We start from the raw sequence: 21796 nt of genomic DNA, 5'->3' as shown, positions 1-21796 counted from the left end.
CCTGGTCAGCGGCCTGGTGGCGGTGAGTGTAGCCGGGCGGCTGCGGGGCCGGAGGCGGTTTCGCGGGGAGGTCGCACGAAGGTGTGTCCCGGCGCATGCGGTGGCAGCCCGGTGGACAGGCCACCGGTGTGCTCAACGATCTACCCGCGGAAGAGTGGGACCAGGAACTCGACGAACTGCTCCTCCGCGTCGGTTCCCGCTTCGGCCGGGTCGAGCCCCGGCGGCGGATGCGGGACTACGTGCGCGGACTCCTTGGCCCGGTGGGCCGCACGAATAGCTGGCAACTGGCCGAGTACGCAGGCCATTCGGCCCCGCACCGGCTGCAGCACCTGCTTGCAGGAGCTCGCTGGAACGCAGACCAGGTCCTCGACGATATCCAGGCCTACGTCGCCGAGCCTCTCGGCGCCCCCGACGGAGTCCTGATCATCGACGACACCGGCTTCATCAAGAAGGGCACCGTCTCCGCCGGCGTGCAGCGCCAGTACTCCGGGACCGCAGGCAGGACCGAGAACTGCCAGATCGGCGTCTTCGCCGCCAACGCCTCGGACAAGGGACACGCCCTGGTCGACCGCGAGCTCTACCTGCCCAAGTCCTGGACCGAGGACCGCGAACGCTGCAAGGCCGCCCGTATCCCCGACGAGCGCGAGTTCGCCACCAAGCTCGAACTGGCACGGGCCATGGTCCGACGCGCTCTCACCTCGCCCCTGCCGATCGCCTGGGTCACCGCGGACTCCGCCTACGGCCAGGACTCCCGCTTCCGCCGCTTCCTGGAAGACACCGGATCCTACGTGGTCGCGGTCCCCAAATCCCAGCAGGTCCACGGCCCACGCATCGACCACCTCCTCGCCCAGGCCCCGCCCAAGGCCTGGCGGCGTCTGTCCGCCGGACCCGGTGCGAAGGGCGAGCGCCTCTACGACTGGGCTGCCGCCTGCCGTCGGTATGGGAGTTCGACGGTGACGAGCCCACCCGCCAGCGGTGGATGCTGGCCCGCCGCAGCATCGCCAAGCCCGATGAGGTCGCCTTCTACCTCGCCTGCGCCCCTCTGGACGCCACCACCGCCGACCTCGTCCGCATCGCAGGTTGCCGCTGGCGCATCGAGGAGTCCTTCCAGAGCGCGAAGAACGAATGCGGACTGGACCAGTACGAAGTCCGGCGCTTCGTGGGCTGGTATCGGCACATCACCCTCGCCATGCCCGCCCACGCGCTCCTGGCCGTCATGGCCGCCCAGGAACGCGAAAAGGGGCAGACCACACGACACACCCGAGCTCGTGGACCTCACACCAGCAGAAATTCGACGTTTGCTGGCAACTGGACCCGGCCACGGTCCTACATCCCGCGATCGCACCCTGACCTGGTCCAACTGGCGCCGCCAGCACCAAGCACACGCACGCCGCTGCCACTACAAACGGCGCGGACACACCTTCGTGCGAGCTCCCCGCGAAACGGCCTCCGGCCCCGCAGCCGCCCGGCTACACTCACCGCCACCAAGCCGCTGACCAGGACATACGGAGAACTCTCACTGGAGTACTAGGTCCGCGCGCGGCAGCCTGATGGGTAGGCAGTTTTCAGGTCGGAGCGCGTGACGTATTTGTGCCGTGATGAGCCCAACGGTCCGTCAGATAATTCGGTTGACCTGCGGAAACGTGCGGGAGAGCCTCCGGAGCTCTGTTCCGTGCGAGAACCCTTCAAACGGGAAACGAGCGCACTCGATGTAGCCGATCCCGCAGGTCGGCAGCCAATCGTCAAACGACGGCCACCCTTCCGTCTCGCCGAGGGCACCTTGGGGACCGCATTCGGGCGTCGGGCAGGAGCGGGACCCCTGCCCTCGGCCGCCGTCCCGAGCGTGGTGCCGTTCGATGCTCGGCTCCGGCCTTCCGGCCGGGCCGACGGCAGGAGGCCCGGCCGCGGGGAGCCCGTGGCCCCGCCGAGGTGTCCGGGCCTCCGCCCGAGGTGTGTTTCATCCGATTACCGTCATGCGGCGAGCCGGCTGGTCGAGGTCAGCTGCGCAGGGCCCACTGCTGGTTGGACTGGCTGTTGCAGGACCAGAGGATGAGCTTTGTGCCGTTCGCGGTGCCTGCACCGTTGGCGTCGAGGCACAGCCCGGACTGCGCGCCCGTGACGCTGCCGTTGCTGTTGACGTTCCACTGCTGGTTGGTCCCGCCGTTGCAGTCCCAGATGATCACCTGGGTTCCGTTCGCCGTGCCCTGTCCGGAAGCGTCCAGGCACTTGTTGCCGTACACCTGGAGTTGCTTGCCGGATGTGTAGGTGAAGCGCTGGTTGGCGCCGCTCCCGCAGTCCCAGATCTGCACCTGGGTGCCGTTGGTAGTGCTGGAGTTCGGTACGTCCAGGCACCGGCCGGACTGACTGCCCACGACCTGGGCGCCCTGCTGCGGGGTGCCGCCGCCACCCGCCGGCGCGTAGCCGGCCGCGGTGATGTTGGCCTGTACGGCGGCCTCGGTGGCCGCCGACGGGTAGCCGGAGGTCATGACTCCTTCGAAGAAGGTGCCCTGGCCAGAGGTGCTGTTGTCGCCGCCGGTGCCGAGGACGATGGCGCCTTCCTTCTTCATCGGGTTGTAGCCGCTGGGGCGCTGTCCGTCGAAGTAGGTGGTCAGGCTGCCCGACTGGGCATCCCCGCCGCGGATCGACCAGTGGTTCGGCTCGCCCTTGACGATCGCGGTGACGAAGCGGTGGTTGATCGGGGCGAGGTCGTTGTAGCCGGCCTTCGCTCCGGAGAACAGTCCCCATTCGAGGTCGCCCATGATCCAGGGGCCGGCTCCGGAACCCCAGCCCCACTGCTTGTCGGCGCCGAAGTAGACGGTCTCCATGATGGCGGGGGAGTCGGCCTGGCCGTCGGTCTGGGCGTTGCCGTAGTCGAAGCAGCACCACTGGTTGTAGTGGGTGCCGTCGACGACGGCGTAGATGCCCTCGGGGTTGTCGCCGGTGACGATGCCGTTGGTGTGGTTGTTGCGGTAGCCGGTGCCCGGGGCGATGTAGACGCCGTAGGCCTTCTGGCCGCCGACGGTGATGGGGGCCGCCTTCGCGTCGGCGAAGTTGTCGTATCCACCGGCGGCAGGACCGGGCCAGTACCCGGTTGCCTGCCCGAGGTTGTTCTTACGGCCGGACTGGTCGTAGATGACCGTGATGACGCACGACGTATTGGCGCAGAACGAGTCCTGGGTCGCGGCGTTGACGACCCCGCCGGCGCTCAGGACGCCGATGTCCCGGGTGGTGTTGTCCGACGCGCGCCTGACCTGGTACAGAGGGCCGTTGTACGTGCCGTACAGCGCCCGGGTGGTGCTGTGCGCCGCCACGCACGGCGTCCCGCCCGCGGCGTAGATGTCACACGGCTGGGACGCCGCAGCCTGGGCTGTTGTGCCACCCCCGACCAGACAGGCGGCAGCGATCAACGCCCCCGCCCCGGCGGCCAGAGCCTTTCTCAAGGTCCCGAAAGCCATGATGGCTTCTCCTTTCGATCAGTGAATCAGGATCGGACAGCGCCGATACGGCAGCTCTGACCAACGCCATGCAGTTAGCGCTAACATCCCCCGGCTCCTGATGCTGGCCCGCAGCCGACAGTGTTGGGCGCTTCTTCCACTTCGTTCCTCCCGGCACATTTGCGTCACGCCTTCCGTCACCCCCACCGCGTGAGACAGTTGCCGCGACGTACACCCAGAAGGAGGGTCAGGCCAAGGCGTCGAACGCAAATCAGCTCCCCTGGTTGTTAGCGCTAACTGCATGCGGCCTGCGTATTCTTCTTTCCAGAGCTCATATAACTGGGACGGGGCGACCGATGACCCGGTGGCAAGGAGTGAATCTATACGCAGGGTGCGGGCCGGTGTCCATAGGTGCGCAGGCATTCGTTTCTGTCCGTGGTGAACCGTTCCGGGTTCAGCGAAGGCTCGATTCTTCGAGAAGATCGAGTCATGGCACGTCCCTCCCCCTATCCCGCTGAACTGCGGCGTCGCGCGGTGCGTATGGTCGCCGAGGCCCGTCCTGCCTACGAGACCGAGCGTGCCGCGATGAAGTCCGTCGCGACCAAGCTCGGGTCTGTACGGTGACCGGTGTATCTCCTGATCAAGGAAGCACCTGATGAGCGACGTGATCGCCTCTGTCGAGTCGCATGAGGATGGACGCCCGGTCGAGTTGCCGGCGGACGTGCTGGACGGGCAGTTGATCGGGCAGCTGGTCGAGCGGGCCCGGAGCGAGGGTGGAGTGACCCCCGAAATTCCGGCACCTCCAACAATGTCAAACCCGCCGATCTCTCAACCAGCGGCACCAACACCTCCCCGAACGATCTCTACTATCAGGACCTCGCACAGCAATACCTCATCGACAGCGCCCCCAGCGACGGCAACGTCGGCATCCAGCCCAACTTCGTCGGAGCAATGGTCGCGACGACCCAGTCACGGGTCAAGTGATCCCTGCAGTTCGAGCCGCTGACCTGCGGGGATGCCGCCGGGGGGACGGCTTCTCACAAGCTCTCACATCTGAAACGGACAATCCAGACGCCAAAAGCCTGCCCCCGCGACGCGGAGACAGGCTCTGACCTGCGAAAACACCGTCGGGACTACAGGATTTGAACCCCCTGCGACCCCTTGACCCCCAGTCGCGAAGAGGACCGGGATTTCCCCGCCATTCGGGACGAATTCCCTGCGCATTACGTGCAGTTATGCGACGATCGATCACCAACCCGAACGGCGTGTGGTCCCCAATCGGTCCCCAGCAACCTCTTCTGATACTTCACAAGACGTCTCTATTTGAGTACGCCTCGCTTGGCCACACCTGACAATCGAACATCGGCATCGCAGTCCAGAGGTCCGTGCCATCATCAGGAAACACCGGTCCCACTCCCCCACGCCGGGTGCGGCCTCGGTAGCGAGCCGTGGGCAGGATCGAAGATCCGCATCGCCGCTGAACACGCGGGCCGCCTTGTTACGCCGTCCCCGGTTCCCAACGTCCGCCCACTGCACCCGTTGCCCTCACCGACCACCGATCCATGGCAGATCGGCACCTCGGCAGCCGAAGACACGACCGACTCGGCAGCATCCTCTACAAGTGCCGCCATGCCGCTTGACCTGCACGGACGAGGTTTTCGGCGAGGGCAGGGTCCCGGCCCGCCGGCGTGCGGGATCAAGAGACGGTGAAGGCCGCGAAGTCGGCCTCGCCCCGGGCGCTCGCGCTGTGCGCCGTGGCGATGAGGCCCGCGTCCTCGGTGGCGGCCGCACCCGTGAGGGTGACCGCCGAGCCGACCTGGGTCCAGGTCGTCCCATCGGTGGAGTAGGACCCGCTCACCTGGTCACCGCTGCGCTGGAGACGCAGCCAGACCGGCGCCTTGACCGACTTGTCGACGGAGCTGCTGAGCTGGTCGAGGTAGCCGGGCGTCGCGGCGTCCTGCCATTGGAGGGAGACCCCGTTGCCCGGGGTCACCACCAGGGCCGCGTACCCCTGCGAGGAGCCGGGGGCGGTGAGGTCGTCACGCAGGACCACACCGGCCTTCGACCACGGGTCGACCGCCTGCTGGGCGGTGACCTGGGCGGTGACCGTCGCGTTCTCGCCGGCCGCCTTGGGGCTGTAGAGGGCGCCGTATTCGTCGAACCGCTGCCCGCCGGCCCCCCAGATGTCGTTGCCGCCGGTCAGGATGGCGTAGCGGCCTCCCGCCTCACCGAAGACGGAGGGCACGGAACCGAAGGAGTGCAGCGTGGTGACGGCTCCCGCCACAGTGACGCTCGCCGCGGACGACCCGGTGTACGAGGACCGGCCGCTGCGGTAGCCCGTGTGGAGGGTGAAGGACGCGGTACCGAGCGGATCGCTGACGGTGGCCGGAGGGGTCACCTGCCAGGAGACGGTGGTGGTGCCGCCGGCCGGCACCCGGGTGCGCGGCCGGGCCGTCTGCCGCGCGGTCCAACCGGTGGGCACATCCAGGCTGACCGTGAGGTGGGACAGCGCGCGGGTGGAGAAGTTTTGCACGGTGCCGGTCAGCGTGGTTGCGCCGCCGGAGCCGACCGAGGACTGCTCGGCGGTCAGCTCCGCGCCGGCCGGCGCCGGCCGGCTGTCGGGGGCGGTGCGCAGGGCCGGCTCGATGCCCGCCTGGTAGATGACCTGCTGGGCGGCGAGCGGCCAGTTGGTCCCGGTCACCTGGACGTTGCCGGTCAGCACGTTGTTGTGCGGTGTGCCGGTGGCGACCTGGGTGGCGCCCCCGTTGTACCAGTTGGTGTCGAAGGTGCTGTCGTTGGTGTTGTTCGTGCCGCTGGAGTTGGTGAAGGCCCACACGCCCGAGTCCTGGATCACGTTGTGGGACAGCTTCACGTACCGCGAACCCTCGTCGAGGTACAGGCCGACGGTGTGCTGATTGTCGTAGATGTAGTTGCCCTCGAAGACCGCGCCCGGGTTGGCGGAGAGGTTGTAGAGGCTGCCGCCGTCGTGGAAGACCTTCTTGGTGCCGTGGATCAGGTTGTCGGTGACCACCGTGTCCTTGAGGGTCGTGGGGGTCGTGTAGACGGGCTGGTAGCCGTAGAGGCCGCGGTTGCGGTAGTCCTGGCTGCCGCCGGGGTCGTTGGAGCCCCAGCCCCAGCCGACGTCGATGCCGTCGTAGGCGAGGTCCGAGACCTCGTTGTGGGTGATGACGGCGTGCGTGACGTAGGTCGACAGGATGCCGGACATCTCCTTGTAGTCCTCGGCGACCTTGGTCACGCGGTTGTCGGAGAGGGTGATGTCCTTGTCCACCATCGCCGGGTCGGACGGGTGGTGGGCGTCGGGCTGCACGCCGCCGACCACGATGCCCGCGCCGGAGGCGTCGGTGAAGGTGTTGTGGTGCACGGTGATGTCCGAGGCGCCGAGCCCAACGCCGGAGGCGTGGGCGTCCGCGTCGTTGCCGATGCCGAGGCCGACCTGGCCCAGGTGCGCGAAGGTGTCACCGCTGAAGGTGATGCCACTGGCCGCGGAGACCTGCACGGCCGCCGGAATCTGGTTCCAGCCGTTGCGCGTGCCCTCGAACTGCGGGCAGCCGCTGCGGCAGGACGTGATGAAGTCGGCCGGCTGCGGATACGCCTTCGGGATGTAGGCGCCGTTCTGCTGGTCGGCGTAGCCGATGGAGGTGCCGGGCACCAGCCACGTGGTGTGCTCGAACGCGATGCCCCGGAAGGCGATGTCGTGGACGGGGTCGGTGTAGGTGCCGCCGACCTGCACCAGTGACGTGAGCCGCGGCAGTTCGACATCGTGCTGGGCGGGCTTCCACCCGGCGGGCGCCTTGAAGTAGAGCTGTCCCGCCTGCGGGTCGAGGTACCACTGGCCGGCGGTCTTGAGGAAGGAGTAGGAGTTCTCCAACTGGAGGGTGCCGCCGGCGAAGGGGCTGGCCAGGGTGTCGTAGCCCCAGTTGTTGTTGTTCCAGGCCGGCTGCTGCATGGTGACGGTGGTGCCGCTGATGGACTGCACCGGGGCGTAGCGGTCGGTGAAGGAGTTCTGGCTCTCCACCTCGATGCGGTTCTGCTGCGGCAGCGTGGCCAGGTAGTCCAGGGCCGGGTTGACGATGGTCATGCCGCTCGGGGTGACCTTCACATCGCTGCGGGCGATGGTGACGGCGGCCCGCGGCGCGAGCGCGCCGTCGACGTACAACTGCCGTGCGTCGGCGCCGGCCGGTACGGACGCCGCGTAGATGTTGTCGGCGGTGTCGTGCAGCGTCCAGCGGGTCACCTGCTGTCCCCCGGACAGCACCGGCTTCTGGCCCGGCAGCGCCTGCCAGGTGACCGTGTGGCCGTTGCGCCCGGAGTCGGCGCTGGTGAGCTTCCACGGCTCGGTCAGGCGGTAGGTGCCGCCCGCCAGGGACACGACCACGTCGGCCTTGCCCGACAGGGTGCGGGCGAGCTTCTGGGCTTCTTGGATGGTCGTGACATGGCGGCCGGCGGCTCTGGACACGTGGTCCCCCGCGGGGGAGACGACGATCCGGTCCATCCGGCTGGCGGAGGCGTGGGCGGGGGCCGCGGTGAGCGCGGTTCCCGCCCACGCGGCGAGTGTCGCCGCGAGCGTGGCAGTGGCCGCCCGTGGGTAGCGGTGCATAACAGTCCCGTCTGTCGAGGGTGAAGCCGATGATGACCAGAAGGAGACGCAGGAAAAGGAGGAGGAGGAGAGGAACAGGAGGGGGGAGACCGGGCGCGGTCCTCGTCGCACGGGGCGGTCGCGTGGCGGTCGGCCCGTGCGGGGCGGGTTCGCCGGTCTCGGTGGCGGTCGTTCCCGTGCGGGGCGGGTTCGCCGGTCTCGGTGGCGGTCGGCCCGGCCTGGCTGATGCCGGCCGGCCCTGGATCGGACCGGCCCTGGATCGGACCGCCGTGGACGGCGGCGCTGGTGGGAATGGCGTCCGGGTCCCGCAGCCGGGCGTTCCGGCGGGGGCGCGGAGGAGTACCGCGAACGGTGCTTGCTGGTGGAGCGGATCCGGTTGGTCACCGAGTCCCGGACCGGCTTTCGTCGGTGGGCGGGGCGCGTTCCCGTCGGGGCGGGAGATCAGGCACTGTCGTCCGCTGTCCTTTCGACTGTTTGAACCCTTTCAATCCTTTCCGGGGCGTCAGCGGCCGAGCCAGCCCCCGTCCACGGGGAGGAGGGCGCCGTGGACGTAGTCGGACGCGGAGGAGGCCAGGAAGACAGCGGCCCCCGCGATGTCCTCGGGTGTGGCCCACCGGCCGGCCGGGATACGGTCGACGATGGCCGCGTTGCGGACCGGGTCCGCACGCAGCGCCTGGGTGTTGTCCGTCGCCACGTAGCCGGGCACGATCGCGTTGACGTTGACGCCGCGCCCGGCCCACTCGTTGGCCAGGGCGCGGGTCAGGCCGGCGATGCCCGACTTCGCCGCGGTGTATCCGGGGACGTTGATCCCGCCCTGGAAGCTGAGCAGCGAGGCGGTGAAGACGATCTTCCCCCGGCCGCGTTCGAGCATGCCGCGCCCGACGTCGCGGGTCAGCATGAACTGGCTGCTGAGGTTCACGGCGAGGACGTGGTCCCAGTCGCTGTCGGGGTGCTCGGCGGCGGGGGCGCGGGCGATGGTGCCGGCGTTGTTGACCAGGATGTCGACCGGGCGGCCCAGCTCTCCCAGGGTCGCGGCCAGCCGGGCGACTTCCGCCCGGTCGGCGAAGTCGGCGCGCAGTGGCGTGAAGTCGCGGCCCAGCGCGGTGACGCGCTTGCCCACCTCGCTGCCCGACTCCTCCAGGGAGGCGCTGACGCCCACGATGTCCGCGCCGGCCGCGGCCAGCCCCTCGGCGATCGCCAGGCCGATGCCACGGCGGGCACCGGTGACGACGGCGAGCTTTCCGGACAGGTCGAACGGTGTGCGGGCGGCGGTCATCGGGCACCCCCGTCCCCGGTGGCCCGGCAGTCGACCAGGACCTTCATGACGCCGTCGCCCGACTCCAGCGCCTGGAAGGCGCGTTCGGCGTGTTCGAGCGGCTCGATGCGGGAGATGAGGGTGGCGGCGGGGATGCTGCCGTCGGCGATCAGGCCCACCGCCGTCTCGAAGTCGCTCCGGTCGTACAGGCGCGCGCCGATCAGGGTGAGTTCCCGCCAGAACACCCGGTGCAGGCTGATCTCCCTGGGCTGGGGGTGGATGGCGACCTGCACCAGGCGTCCCCGGGTGGCCAGGGCGTCGACGGCGGTGGTCACTCCGGCCGCGGCTCCCGACACCTCGAAGGCCACCGCGGCCCCCGCGCCGTCGGTCCAGCGGTCCAGGGTGTCGGTCAAGTCGTCGCCGGGGCTGACGGCGGTCAGCTGGAGGCCTTCGGCGATGGACCTGCGGTAAGGGTCCGGCTCCACCAGCAGCACGTCCGCGCCGGATCGCCGGGCCACGACCGCGATGAGCAGGCCGATCGGCCCGCCGCCCACGACCAGTGCCTTCTCCCCCGGTTGCAGGGCGGCCCGGCGGACGTCGTGCACGGCGACCGCGGTCGGCTCGACCAGTGCGGCGTGGTCGAGCCGCAGGTCGTCGGGCAGGCGGACCAGCGTGTCGGCCGGGACCGTCCAGCTGTTCTGGAGCGATCCGTCCGCGTCGATGCCGATGAACACCAGCCGGTGGCAGATGTGGGTGTGGCCGGCCCGGCAGGCCGGGCACTGCCCGCAGGAGGCAAGCGGCATGACGGTGACGGGCGCGCCCGCCTGCCATCCGCTCACACCCGGGCCGGTCTGTGCGATACGTCCGGACATCTCGTGCCCGATGACGCCGGGCGGCTTGACGCGCGCGTCCATGGCGCCGTGGTAGACGTGCAGGTCGGTGCCGCAGATGCCGGTGTACGCCACGTCGATGCGGACGTGGCCGGCGGGCGGTGGGGCGGTCTGTGCGTCGTCCACCGTCAGCGTTCCGGGCGCGGTGTACAGGACGCGTCGTGCGTTCACGCGGGCGACTCCTCGGTCAGGTGCCAGATTTCCGCAAGGTCGGACCAGTTCCCGCCGGCTCCGGAGTCGGGCCACGGCTGCTGGCAGGGGTCGTCGGTCAGGGTCCGCCAGCGCCGGGTGTCCGGATCGTCGGCTATGGACGCGAGGTCGGCGGCGAAGTCGTCACCGTGGTAGTCGAAGTAGCTGAACAGCGTGTTCTCACGGAGGAAGATGCTGTAGTGGCGGATGTTCGCCGCCCGCGGGGCGGCCTCGACGCCGGGCCACACCTCCCGGTGCAGGGCGAGGTACTCCTCTCGGCGTTCGGGCCGGAGCCCGATGGTCTGCGCGACACGTTTCACGCGGATTCCCTTTCTGCGGTGAGCGGGGCAGCGGTCGGGGCCGGCCGGGGTGCCGTCATGGCCGCGGCTCGGGGTGCTGGTTCTCGGGGCGGCCGTTGGTCCAGCCCTCGTCGCGCACCGGAGCCAGGCAGTTCTCGACGGCCCGCAGCAACTCCTGGTCCGGCAGCTCGCTCGACCACTGGACGGCGGTGCGGACCTCCCCCGCGTTCGAGGTGCCGACCACGGTGGAGGCGAAGCCGCCGGTGGCGACGGCGAACTGCACGGCGAGCCGGGCGATGTCGGCGCCGCGGGCACGGCACAGCGCGGCCGCCGCGGCGCAGCGTTCGAGCACGGCCGGGGACGCCGGGTGCCAAAGGGCCGGCCCCCGGTCGGTGAGGGCTCCCATCGCCAGGGGCGAGGCGTTGATCACCGCCGCGCCGTGCTCGGCGAACCGTGGGGCGTACCCGGCCAGCCGGCGGTCCTGCACGGTGTACTGGCAGTACGACAGGACCGTGTCCACCGGCACGCGGGCGGCCACGTACGCCAGGGCGTCCAGCGGGTAGCCGGTGACGCCCACCGCGCGGACCAGGCCGGCGTCCCGGAGTTCGAGCAGGGCGGGGAGCGTCTCGTGGACGATCCGGTCGAGGTCGCCGAACTCGATGTCGTGACACTGGATCAGGTCGAGGTGGTCGGTCCCCAGACGCGTCAGGCTCTCGCGCACGCTCCTCCGGACCCGGTCGGCGGAGAAGTCGAAGTCGTCGTCGCCGTAACGGCCGACCTTGGTGGCCAGCACGTAACCGGAGCGTTCGACACCGCGCAGCGCCTTGCCCAGGGTCGTCTCGGCGAGCGTGGCCCCGTAGTACGGCGAGACGTCGAAGAAACAGATGCCGAGGTCCAGCGCGGTGTGCACGGCCTCGATGCCGTCGGATTCGGCGAACGCCCCGTGGACCGCGCCCAGGGGCGAGGCGCCGAATCCCAGCTCGGAGACCTCCAGACCGGTCCCGCCGAGGGCGTGGCGCTTCACGACGCGCTCGGCTCGGCCGGCCGCTGGTCGAACGGCGAGCGGTAGGAGGGTGCCTGGGTGCGCAGCTCCAGCCGCAGCGACAGGCGGATCCGGGACGAGCGCGGCAGCTCCACCCGCAGCCAGGGACCGCCGACCTCGGCGGTGGCGGACTCCACGGCGGGCTCGCGGTGGCCGTAGTCGTAGAGGTCGCCGATCCAGGAGGGATCCGGGCAGGTGGTGTATTCCACGGCGTGGATGGTGTGTTCGGCGAAGGCGCCGGCCTGGATGATCAGCGGGCGCGCCTGGTGGGGGTCGAGGTTGACCAGCTCGACGACGGTGCCCTCGGGGTCGATGGAGGAGACCAGGGCGGCCACGGACGGGGGCAGGCCGGCGCGGCCGGCGGCGGCGTCGTAGTAACGCAGGCGGGCCTGCTGGAGGCCGCCGTTGTAGACGACCTGGGGGCCGCCCCAGGTGAGCTGCACCAGGGCCTCGGTGACGACGGGGTTGGACTGCTGCCACAGGTGGATGTCCGCCTCCGGCACGTCCGTGCCGCGGTAGAGCTCCATCCGGGTCAGGCGGTGGCGCACCTGGGCCTGGGCGGCGGCCAGGATCTTCTCGGGGTAGTCCGGGTTGTCGCCGGCGAGGAAGGCGAGCCAGGGCTCCTCGTGGCCGGCTTCCTCCTTGCTGCGGAAGGAGCGGACCGTTCGCCAGTCGTGACCCGCGGCCGCGCGCAGGTGCTCGATGCGCTCCCGGTCGGCGGAGCCGGCGGTGTGGTGCCACAGCGCGGTGGGGACCGCCATCAGCATCGGGCTGTGGTCGAACCAGCCTTCGTCGCCGTACCGGAACGGTACGTGGAAGGTGGGGGTGTCCACGTCCTGCGCCAACTGGGGGGTCCACTTCGAGCGGATGGAGGAGTCCGCGTCGGTGAAGGCCATCACCTTGCCGTGGGAGATGATCTCGTCCAGGGCCGGGCGGACCAGGTCCAGGTAGGAGTCGTCGTCGGTGACGGCGGCGCCGGCCAGCGCGGCGACGATGGCGGCGTGGCCGACGCTGTACCAGCCGTGCGGCCAGGACCAGCCGTAGTGGCCGCCGTACCAGCGTCCTTCCAGCAGTCCGCCGACGGTGCCGTCGGGCGCGACGTTGTCGGGCAGGACGCCGCCGTTGGCGGCGGCGCGTTCGCGCCAGGCGCCGACGTACTGGGCGATCCAGTCCGCGTAGCGGGAATCGCCGGTGAGTATCCACGCGTTGAGGACCAGTCCGGTGGCGGCGAGGTTGACGGCGGTGTCGCCGGTGCCCATCCGGCGGGTCATCTCGGCGCCGAGCCGCGGGTCGGCGTCGAGCGGGGGCTCCTCGGCGCCGGGCGGCAGTATCCAGCCGAGCGGGAAGCCGTACATCCGCGCTTCCTTGGGCAGCCAGGGGTAGGCGTCGCCGTCGAACAGACCTTCCCGCTCCGGGTCGCTGCCGTTGTGCGGGCGGCGGATGACGCGGTGCTCGGGGTCGTAGTTGCCGTGCCGGGGATCCACGTACAGCTCCGCGAAGCGCAGCGCCCGCCGCTGCCACCGCTCGGGGGCCGCCATGCACAGGAAGTACAGCAGCAGCAGGCTCTCGCCCTGGTGGAACCAGTCGTAGCCGCGCTCGTACTCGTCCTTGAGCATTCCCAGCTCGGTGAGCTGGCGGGTGACGCCCGCCCAGTGCTTCTCGGCCTGCTCCAGGAGGTCGTCGGCGCCGCCGAGCAGGTAGAGCTGCGGCCAGTTGAAGAAGACCTCGTAGAAGTCGTCGACGCCGTCGCGGGAGGTGAGGCCGTCGGAGTAGCGCAGCCGTCCGTCGGGGCCGGTGAAGTCGCGGGCGAACCGGCGCCATGCCTGGTCGAGCAGGTCGAACAGCTCACGTTGCGCTGTCGCCCAGCCCGGCGGCTCCAGCAGCGGCACCGAGGCCGTGATGACGGGATGCATGAGGAAGATCTCCAATTCAGGCATGGCGGCGGACCCCACCCGTACGGGACGGCGGAGGAACGCCGCGTGTGCGCACCTGCGCGGCGGGGGGCGGGGGTGCGGGTCAGTCCTTGGTGGCCCCGGCGAGCATTCCGCTGACCAGGAAGCGTTGTGCGAACAGGAAGACCACCAGGACGGGTGTGATCGCCAGCAGGGTGGCGAGGGCCAGTTCGGGGCGCTGGACCTCCAGCGCGCCGGCCGTGGGGTTGAACTGCGGGACGGAGTCCAGCAGCGTGCCCAGACCCACCTGGACCGGGAACTGGTTGCTCTGCGGCAGCATTACGTACGGCAGGTAGTAGTTGGTCCAGTTCGCCACGAAGCTGAAGAAGCCCACCAGGGCGACGACGGGCGCCGCCAGCGGCAGGGCCACCCGCCGGAAGACGCCGAACTCCGTGCAGCCGTCCAGCCGGGCCGCGTCCAGCAGTTCCTTGGGCAGCGCGGTGCTGAAGTAGATGTACGTCAGGTACACGCCGAAGGGGTAGAACGAGTACGGCAGGACGATCGACCACATCGAGCCGATCAGGTGAACCGCGTTGACCTCCAGGAACAGCGGTACGACCAGCGTGGCGTTCGGCATCAGCATCACCACCAGGGTGGCGATCAGCAGCGCCCGACGGCCGCGGAACTCCGTCATCGCCATCGCGTACCCGGCGGGTACCGCCACGCACACGGTGATGACCAGCGCGGCGAAGGAGTAGAGCGCGGAGTTGCGCAGCCAGCCGAAGATCGCGTCGCCCTGGTAGGCGGTGAGCGCGTCCCAGTTGGCGCGCAGCGCGTGGAAGGAGCCGAAGGACAGCGGATTGTTGCCGACCAGCTGGTCGTCGGTCTTCGTGGCGGCCAGCAGCAGCCACAGCACCGGCAGCACGAAGAAGACGGCGAACGCCAGCAGGACCAGGGCCGGCAGCGGATTGACGGGGCGCCGTGCGGGACGGCCGGTCCGGGCCCGTTCGCTCCGTCGGGCTCCCGCCTGGGTGCCCGGGTCGGCGACGACGCGCCGCTGGGTGTCAGTCCGCATCGAAGAACCCCGATCTGGCCACGAAGACGCCCGCCACGGCCAGTCCGACCACCAGCAGTTCCACCGACACAGCGGCCGCGGTGTTGACGTCGTTGTTCTGGAAGGCGAAGTCGTAGGCGAGTTGGTTGAGCGAGTAGTCCCGGCCGGCCACGCCGGTGCTGGCCTGGGACAGCAGTTGCGGTTCGACGAAGAGCTGGGTGCCGCCGGCGAAGGCGAGGATGACCATGTAGACGATCCACTTGCGCAGCATGGGGATCTGGATCCGCCAGGCCGTCTGCAGGGCTCCGGCGCCGTCGATCCGCGCGGCTTCCAGGATGTCGGCCGAGATGTTGTTCAGCGCCCCGTACATCACCACGATCCAGCCGCCCGCGCCGGTCCAGAAGGCGATGAGGGTGAACAGGATCGGCAGGTGCCCGGGGGCGATGACCTCGCCGAAGGAGTGGAAGCCCAGGGCCCGTAGCAGGAAGCCGACCGGGCTGACCGTGGGGTCGAGCACGAACAGCCACACCAGCACGCCGGCCGCGCCGGCCAGCGCGCCGGGCACGTAGAACAGGAAGCGCAGGGCCTTGCTCACGCCTTTCATCGCCATGCGCTGCAGCAGCAGGGCCAGCCCGACGACGAACACGACCAGGGAGACCAGCCACCACAGCAGGTAGAGGGCCACGTGCTCGACCGCGGGGACGAAGCGGAAGTCGTCGACGGCGGTGGTGAAGTTGGACAGGCCCGAGAAGGAGCCGGCGTTGTCGGTGAAGGCGAAGTAGATCGCGTACCCGGTGGGCACCACGCCGAAGGCGATCAGCAGCACCGTGTAGACGGCCACGAAGGTGTGGCCGGCCCGGCCGGGCCACAGCGTGCGCGTGGAGCGCGCCGCGGCCCGGCTCGGATCGGTGGACGGTGAGGTCACTGTGCCACCTTGTAGCCATCGGCGCGGGCGTAGTTGACGATGGCGTCCTTCCAGGTCGGCAGGAGAGAGGTGACCGTCTTGCCGGCTGTCAGCTTCGGGGTCACCGACGCCGCCCAGATGCTCTCCTGGCTGAACTGTCCGTAACCCCAGCCCGACCAGACCTGGTTGGCCGCGGCCTGCAGGGTGCTGTTGACGTCGCCCACGAAGTAGCCCGAGGAAGCCTGCTTGGTGAGCCAGGTCTTCGCGGCGGCCTGGTAGGCCGGGTAGCCGGGCGCCAGCTTGCCCTGGTAGTCGTCGGAGGTCGTCGCCCAGGTCAGGAAGGCCGTGGCGGCCTTGAGGTTGGCGCTGTGCGCGGACATCAGCCAGGTGCCGCCGCCGACGTTGCCGGTGGACGGTACCGTGTCGCCGGACCACTGGGGCATCGGAGCGGCCGCGATCTGGTGCGCGGGCGTCTTGAACGTGCCCTGGAAGATCGAGCCGCCGTACCAGGAAGGGCCGGGCAGCATCAGGACCTTGTCGGCCTGGTTCTTGTCGAAGTCAGAGCTGAACACGCTGCTCAGCGACAGGGACTTGTTCTTGATCAGCGTGTCCAGGAGCGACGCCATCCGCGTGCACTCCGGGCTGCTTGTGTCGACCTTGACCGCCTTGGGCCCGGTGATCTGGTTGGCGCCGCACTTGCTCGCCCACATGTAGATCTCGGGGGTCCACGGGTCGCCGGCCGAGCCGATCAGGTAGCCGGGGTGCTCGGTGGCCACCTTCTGACCGAGGGCCTGGTACTCCTCCCAGGTCTTGGGAACCTGGTAGCCCCACTGCTTCATCAGCGGCGCGTTGTACCACAGCACCGCCTGGGACAGGTCGTTGCGCAGGCAGTACAGCGTGCCGTCGACGGTGCAGGGGTCGTTGGCCCCCTTCGCCCAGCCCGACAGCGTCGAGGCGGGGATCTGGCCCTTGTTGAGCGGGGCGGCGAAACCGTCCTGCACCGCCCACGTCGCCTCGTTGTTCTGGCTGCTGAAGACCACGTCCGGCCAGCCCTTGCGGGTGCGGTCGAACAGGCTGACCTTCGTACGCAGGTAGTTGGAGCCGTTCGCGTCCCCGTCGTACGTGACGATGTCCATCTTCACCGACGGGTTCTGCTGCTGGTACAACTTCGCCGCCGGCAGCCGGGTGGAGTCCACCCACACCGTCAGGGTGCCTCCGGACTGCTTCACGGGGTGGAAGCCGCCGGAACCGCTCGTGCTGCTGCTGCCACCGCCGCCACCGCACGCCGCGGTGGCCGCCAGGAGGAGTGCACCGCCTGCCGCCAAGAGCCCGGTCCGTCTGCGGACCCTCCCGGATGCCATTGCGCCGACCGCGCGGACCTTCGTTCTCATGAACACTCCACTACGTCGTGGGCTCGTCAACCCGAGGGGTTACGGGCAGGTGATATGGCGGCCCGGCCATCACCCGTCGAACATCCGTCGAAAGGTGACCGCCGCGTCCTGATCACACATAAGAAGCGGTATCGGGCGTCGACGTCAACACAATGAGCGTGCATATTTTCGAGATCTCTTCCACGCCCCGGCGGAATTTTGTGCCCACTCAGGGGTATTTGCGAGGATCTGCACGCTAGGGTCGGCAAAATAAGTACGACTCATCTTGACACGGTGGGTCGCCAAAGTAGGCTTACGACAGCGCGGCCGGGAACATCACACCGTCCCGCGTCTACAGGGCCCTTGATCGAGGAGGCAGGCCGTTGGACGGCAGTCCCGTACTGGCGGCAGGCGCGACCGGCGCCCTCGAAAAGAGCGGCGAAGGCGGCGAGGGCACGGAGCGGTCGGCGGGGGCCTACCGGCCGGGTTACGAACTCGTCGCGGAGCAGATCCTCCAGCTTATCGCCGAGTTGCGGCTGCGGCCCGGGGACCGGTTGCTGACCGAGGTCGAGTTGGCCTCGCGGCTCGGCACCAGCCGGACCGTGGTCCGGGAAGCGGTCAAGATCCTGTCGGCCATCGGCCGCATCCGGGCTCAGAAGGGCCGCGGACTGTACGTGGCCGACGACGAGGGGATGCTGGGTTCGTCGCGGTGGGGAAGGTTCTTCCTGCCGACCGACCTGGAGCATGTCTACGACCTGTTCGAGTTCCGCCGGGTGCAGGAGGTGGCGGCCAGCCGGCTGGCGGCGTCCCGGGCGACACCCGCGGAACTGCGGGCCATCGAGACCGCCGCCGAGACCTGCCGCGAAGGCCACCTCACCGGTCGGCGCGACCTGTTCGACCGCGGCGACGACGACTTCCACATCAGCATCGCCACGGCCTCGCACAATCCCTTCCTGGTGGACGCGGTACGCGAAGTCCGCAGGCTCCAGCGCCAGTCGAGCACGATCGGCCTGCACGGCACCGTCGGCGGGCATGCCGAGGAGGCCGTCGCGGAGCACGCGGCCATCCACCGCGCCATCCGGGACGGCGAGCCGGAGGCCGCCGCGCTGGCGGCCACCGTCCACCTGGACAAGACGCTTGAGGACTACCGCCGCGAGATCCAGCACCGCGTCTTCGGCTGACGCCCGGGGCGGCGCGGACACGCCGTCCCGGGGACGGCTCGACCCGGCGGGGGCCCGGAGATCCGGGCCCCCGCCGGGTCGAGGGATCACTCAGCCGCGGGTCCACCGCTGGCCGCGGGTCTGTCCAGCGACTGGCTCTGTTCCGTAGTCGGTGGTGACGGTCGGTGGCCGTCATTGCAGCAGGATGCGGTGACGGCGGTCGCCTTCGGCGCGGCCCTGGTTGAGGTAGCGGACCAGCAGGTTGGCGCTGCCGGTGTAGCCGAGTTCCCTGATCTCGTGGAGGAGGTGGGTGACGGGGACGGCCGGGTCGTCGGACCGGCGGCGGCGCAGGTGGTCGCGGTAGGGGTCGACCAGGGTGGGGCGGTAGCGGGGGGCGATGCGGTCGGCGGACGGTTCAGGGTTGTGGGCATATCGCTTGACGGTGTTCAGGGCGAGGCCGAGTCTGCGGGCGCATTCGAGAGGCCGACGCCCTGGCCGAGGAGGTCGTGGACTTTGTGCCAGCGCTCGCGGGTGGTCTGCTCGCGGACGCCGCCGGGCCGGGGCGGGTTGACGGTGCCCCAGCAGGGGGCGTGGGCGCGGACTTCGGCCAGGACCCTGTCGCACAGGTTCCGCCACAGGTGCCATCGGTCGCTGACCTGCACCGCATGCGGTAGTGCCCGGCGGATCGCCTCGGCGTTAGGTGGCCGAGCCGTCCCGGCACACGGCCTCGACCTCGTTCTTCCCGCGGAGCCATGCCTCCAATGTGGCGGCCTCGCGGTCGGGCAGGACATCGATGCGCTCCCCGGTCTCGGCGTCGATGATGATCGTGGCATAGCGGTGGCGGCGGCGCAGGGCGAAGTCGTCGACCCCGATCACCCTCGGGATTCGCGCTGTCGGCGGCGGGATGCCTCGAAGCAGCCGCAAGGCGGTGGCACACCGGCGTGGCCAGGAACCGCGCCAGGCGCGAAGCCGCCCGGCCGCTTAACTCCTCGACCACCTCCGAGACCTGGCCGGTCAGACGCGTGGTGCGGCGCTGAAGACGCTCCAGCAGCCCAGGCACCTGCTCGCGGAAGGTCTGCCGACGACAGCCAAGGACCGGGCAGACCAAGCGTCGCACCTGGACATCGATGACGACCTGCCGGCCGTCGACCGGCACGTCTGCAACCGTCCGGCCGTGGTAGCCGTGCACCTTGTCCGTCGGGACCCCACACATCGGGCAGGGGAAGGGAACATTCGGGGTCCGAGCGGCTACCCGGATCACCTCGCCGTCATCCACCACATCCTCGACGACCAGCGCCGAAAGCCCTGAAAACACCGTCGCCACCAGGGCGTTGACATCTCGCATACAAGTTCAACGACACCTGTCGCCCACCGTCACCACCGACTACGGAACAGAGCCGGTCACCGTACAGACCCACGTTCTGGCTGGCGTCGATCAGCGCGAGGACGGCGTCGTCCCCCAGCGCCCGCAGCAGCGGCACCGACGCGGGCGGCCACAGCACCGGATTGCAACCCGGCGACCGGCACCTGCGTCATCGTCATCTTCACCTTCCGGGCGCCGCGGCGGCGCACTCGACCCGCACAGCGACGGCCGCTTCCGGTAGAGGCAGCGTCCACCTACGCCGTCCGTTGTTCGCTTCTGTCCGCTTCCCCATGGGCGTTTCGGCATACCGGTGTGGTCGTCGTGGGTGCCGGTCCGGGGAGCGCCGGCAAGGACAAGGAAGTCGTCCGTTGTCACAGTGCGGGCACGGCGCCGCAGCTCAGCGGGATAGGGGGAGGGACGTGCCATGACTCGATCCTCTCAACGAATCGAGTCTCCATCGAACCCGGAACGGTTCAATCGCCCGGTGGGGAGTTTCAGCTCTCGGCCGGCGCGGGGCCGTGGACGAGTTCCTGTGCCGCGTCGGTGTAGAAGGTGTACGGGTGCGGGAGCGGTTCGGCGCCGGCCTCGTCGAGGCGGGCGACGGTTTCCGGCGGGATCCCGGACTCCAAGGACTGGAGATTGTCCCGGAGTTGCGTGGCCGATGAGACGCCGAGCGTCACGGCGGCGAACTCCGGCTTGGCCAGGATCCAGGCCAGGGCGATGTGGGCGGGGGAACGGCCGAGTTCGGCCGCCGATACGTCGAGGCAGCGCAGCACGCGCTGGACCGTGTCCCGGAAGGGGTCGACGTCCCCGGTGACGAAGTTCTCCGTCATCCGGCCGGCTCCGGTGATCCGACGGGCCTGCGGGTCCACCTGGTAACGGCCGGTCAGCAACCCGTTGGCCAGCGGTCCCCAGGAGACCAGGCTGACGCCGCAGTGGCGGGCGAAGGGGACGAACTCGTGCTCCACCGAGCGTTCGAGGAGGTTGTAGTTTACCTGGATAGCGGCCGGCTGCGGCCAGCCGCGCAGGCTGCAGAACATCTGCGCCTGCCCCGCGTACCACGCCGGGACATTGCTCAGGCCGAAGTAGCGGATCTTCCCGCTGGCGACCAGGTCCGCGGCGGCGCTCAGGGTTTCCTCCACCGGTGTCACCCGGTCCCACAGGTGCAGGTAGAGCAGGTCGACGTAGTCGGTCCGCATCCGGCGCAGTGAGCGCTCGACCGCAGTGAACATGGACTTGCGGCCCGCTCCTCCGGAGTTGCGGTTGCGGGGGTCGGTCCGGTAGCCGAACTTGGTGGACAGCAGCACCCGGTCCCGGGCCTTGCGCCGTTCCAGGGCCTGCCCGAGCCACGACTCGCTCTGCCCGCCGTTGTAGATGTCAGCGGTGTCGAAGTAGTTGACGCCGCAGTCCAGAGCGGTGCCGACCAGTTCGTCGGCCTCGGACGGCGCCATCGTCCACCGCCGCCCCCAGCGGGATCCCATGGTCGCAGCCCCCAGGCCGAGACAGGAGATGCTGACTCCGGTCCGCCCCAGCAATCGGTACCGCATCACCACCTCGTGTCCGTCCATCAGATGAGCGAGCCCGCCGATCCGCCGTCGAGTCGGCACATCATCCCGTTGGCGGTCGGTCCCAGGTCGGCGATGTACCGGATGCTGGAATAGCACGCCTCGAAGTCGATCAGCTCGTCGATGACCAGGTCCGGATTCGAACGGCGCAGGAAGAGCCGGGTGATCTCCTCCTCGCTCGCCCCCCGTTTGTCAGCGACGGCGCGCAGTTCGGCGACCATTCGGGGAGTGGCCAGCGGGCCCAGCAGCAGTGTGGCCACGCTGGCGTTCTTCGACCGGAAGGTCTCGGCCAGTGAGCTGGTCAGTACCCGCAGGGCCGCTTTGCTGGCGGCGTAGGGCCCCGACTGCTCGTCGGCGTGGAATATCGCCTCGGAGTTGACGACGATGCAGCACAGGGGCTGCTCGGGGCCGCGTTCGGCCAGCAGGCGGAGCGTCAACAGGTAGGGGATGAGTGCGTTGACCCGGAAGACGCGCTCCAGACCGGCCAGCGGCAGCGGTCCGGCGCCTCGGTCGGGGTAGTCCACGGCGTTGTGGATGACGAGATCGGGGACGCCGCCGAGCAGCGCCGGCAGGGTCTCCAGGATCTCCGGATTCGAAAGGTCGGCCTGGAGGTGATCGACCCCGGGCGCAGGGGAGGCTTCCGCCGCAGGACGGCGCCCGAGTCCGGTGACCTTCCAGCCGTCCTGGGCCAGTCGCGCCGCCAGGTGACTGCCCAGCCCCTGGCTGCTGCCGGTGACGAGAGCGTGCTTTCCTGGCACCTT

14 protein-coding genes and 2 pseudogenes are annotated in these 21796 nt (G+C 69.6%); 3 read left to right on the top strand and 13 right to left on the bottom strand.

Annotation, left to right across the window (positions count from 1 at the left end; translation table 11 throughout):
* Positions 1-95: 95 nt before the first annotated feature.
* Positions 96-1213: pseudogene (locus tag OG519_RS29490) on the top strand (IS701 family transposase); the annotation flags it as partial.
* A gap of 784 nt (positions 1214-1997) precedes the next feature.
* Here OG519_RS29490 and OG519_RS29485 read toward each other — a convergent pair.
* Positions 1998-3455 carry an arabinofuranosidase catalytic domain-containing protein gene (locus OG519_RS29485; protein ID WP_405590158.1) on the bottom strand — a complete coding sequence of 486 codons (1458 nt, stop codon included), beginning with the start codon at positions 3453-3455 and terminating at the stop codon, positions 1998-2000.
* 468 nt (positions 3456-3923) lie between these two features.
* On the opposite strand from OG519_RS29485, the gene OG519_RS29480 reads away from it, so the two are divergent.
* Positions 3924-4058 carry a hypothetical protein gene (locus tag OG519_RS29480; RefSeq protein ID WP_405590155.1) on the top strand — a complete coding sequence of 45 codons (135 nt, stop codon included), beginning with the start codon at positions 3924-3926 and terminating at the stop codon, positions 4056-4058.
* Between the two features lie 1072 nt (positions 4059-5130).
* Here the strand turns inward: OG519_RS29480 and OG519_RS29475 are convergent.
* The 9 genes from OG519_RS29475 to OG519_RS29435 form a co-directional block, all read right to left on the bottom strand.
* On the bottom strand, positions 5131-8052 hold the full coding sequence (locus tag OG519_RS29475) for an NEW3 domain-containing protein (protein ID WP_405590152.1): 2922 nt from the start codon (positions 8050-8052) through the stop codon (positions 5131-5133).
* A 502-nt stretch (positions 8053-8554) separates the two neighbouring features.
* Positions 8555-9328, bottom strand: a complete 774-nt coding sequence (gene kduD / locus OG519_RS29470; RefSeq protein ID WP_405590149.1) for a 2-dehydro-3-deoxy-D-gluconate 5-dehydrogenase KduD — start codon at positions 9326-9328, stop codon at positions 8555-8557.
* Positions 9325-10368 carry a zinc-binding dehydrogenase gene (locus tag OG519_RS29465; protein WP_405590146.1) on the bottom strand — a complete coding sequence of 348 codons (1044 nt, stop codon included), beginning with the start codon at positions 10366-10368 and terminating at the stop codon, positions 9325-9327. Before OG519_RS29465 ends, kduD begins: the two co-directional genes overlap by 4 nt.
* Entirely contained in the window at positions 10365-10706 is a 342-nt protein-coding gene (locus tag OG519_RS29460; protein ID WP_405590143.1) for an L-rhamnose mutarotase, read from the bottom strand. The genes OG519_RS29465 and OG519_RS29460 overlap by 4 nt, the downstream gene beginning before the upstream one ends.
* Before the next feature lie 55 nt (positions 10707-10761).
* A complete protein-coding gene (locus OG519_RS29455; RefSeq protein WP_405590140.1) occupies positions 10762-11709 on the bottom strand; it encodes an aldo/keto reductase in 948 nt (315 codons plus the stop codon).
* Positions 11706-13664 carry a hypothetical protein gene (locus OG519_RS29450; RefSeq protein WP_405590137.1) on the bottom strand — a complete coding sequence of 653 codons (1959 nt, stop codon included), beginning with the start codon at positions 13662-13664 and terminating at the stop codon, positions 11706-11708. The genes OG519_RS29455 and OG519_RS29450 overlap by 4 nt, the downstream gene beginning before the upstream one ends.
* Before the next feature lie 79 nt (positions 13665-13743).
* Positions 13744-14694 (bottom strand): carbohydrate ABC transporter permease, encoded by a 951-nt coding sequence (locus OG519_RS29445; RefSeq protein WP_405590134.1) that lies wholly within the window; start codon positions 14692-14694, stop codon positions 13744-13746.
* Positions 14684-15598 carry a carbohydrate ABC transporter permease gene (locus tag OG519_RS29440; RefSeq protein ID WP_405590132.1) on the bottom strand — a complete coding sequence of 305 codons (915 nt, stop codon included), beginning with the start codon at positions 15596-15598 and terminating at the stop codon, positions 14684-14686. The genes OG519_RS29445 and OG519_RS29440 overlap by 11 nt, the downstream gene beginning before the upstream one ends.
* The gene (locus OG519_RS29435) at positions 15595-16938 is read right to left on the bottom strand and encodes an ABC transporter substrate-binding protein (protein WP_405593107.1); all 1344 of its coding nucleotides are present in this window, start codon (positions 16936-16938) and stop codon (positions 15595-15597) included. The genes OG519_RS29440 and OG519_RS29435 overlap by 4 nt, the downstream gene beginning before the upstream one ends.
* A gap of 392 nt (positions 16939-17330) precedes the next feature.
* Here OG519_RS29435 and OG519_RS29430 point away from each other — a divergent pair, with 392 nt between their 5' ends.
* Positions 17331-18128 carry a FadR/GntR family transcriptional regulator gene (locus OG519_RS29430; RefSeq protein ID WP_405590131.1) on the top strand — a complete coding sequence of 266 codons (798 nt, stop codon included), beginning with the start codon at positions 17331-17333 and terminating at the stop codon, positions 18126-18128.
* Between the two features lie 195 nt (positions 18129-18323).
* Here OG519_RS29430 and OG519_RS29425 read toward each other — a convergent pair.
* From OG519_RS29425 to OG519_RS29415, 3 genes and pseudogenes are all read right to left on the bottom strand, one after another.
* Positions 18324-19422 (bottom strand): annotated as a pseudogene (locus OG519_RS29425) (ISL3 family transposase); the annotation flags it as partial.
* Positions 19423-19964: 542 nt separating this feature from the next.
* Positions 19965-21038, bottom strand: coding sequence for an aldo/keto reductase (locus tag OG519_RS29420; protein ID WP_405590129.1), 1074 nt, complete (start codon positions 21036-21038; stop codon positions 19965-19967).
* The gene (locus OG519_RS29415) at positions 21038-21793 is read right to left on the bottom strand and encodes an SDR family NAD(P)-dependent oxidoreductase (protein WP_405590127.1); all 756 of its coding nucleotides are present in this window, start codon (positions 21791-21793) and stop codon (positions 21038-21040) included. Before OG519_RS29415 ends, OG519_RS29420 begins: the two co-directional genes overlap by 1 nt.
* Between the last annotated feature and the right edge of the window lie 3 nt (positions 21794-21796).

This window comes from Streptomyces sp. NBC_01190, from assembly GCF_045039895.1.
In the GTDB taxonomy this organism is placed as follows: Bacteria; Actinomycetota; Actinomycetes; order Streptomycetales; family Streptomycetaceae; genus Actinacidiphila.
Note: the sequence above shows the minus strand (reverse complement) of the source record. Positions and strands in the feature narration are given on the sequence as shown.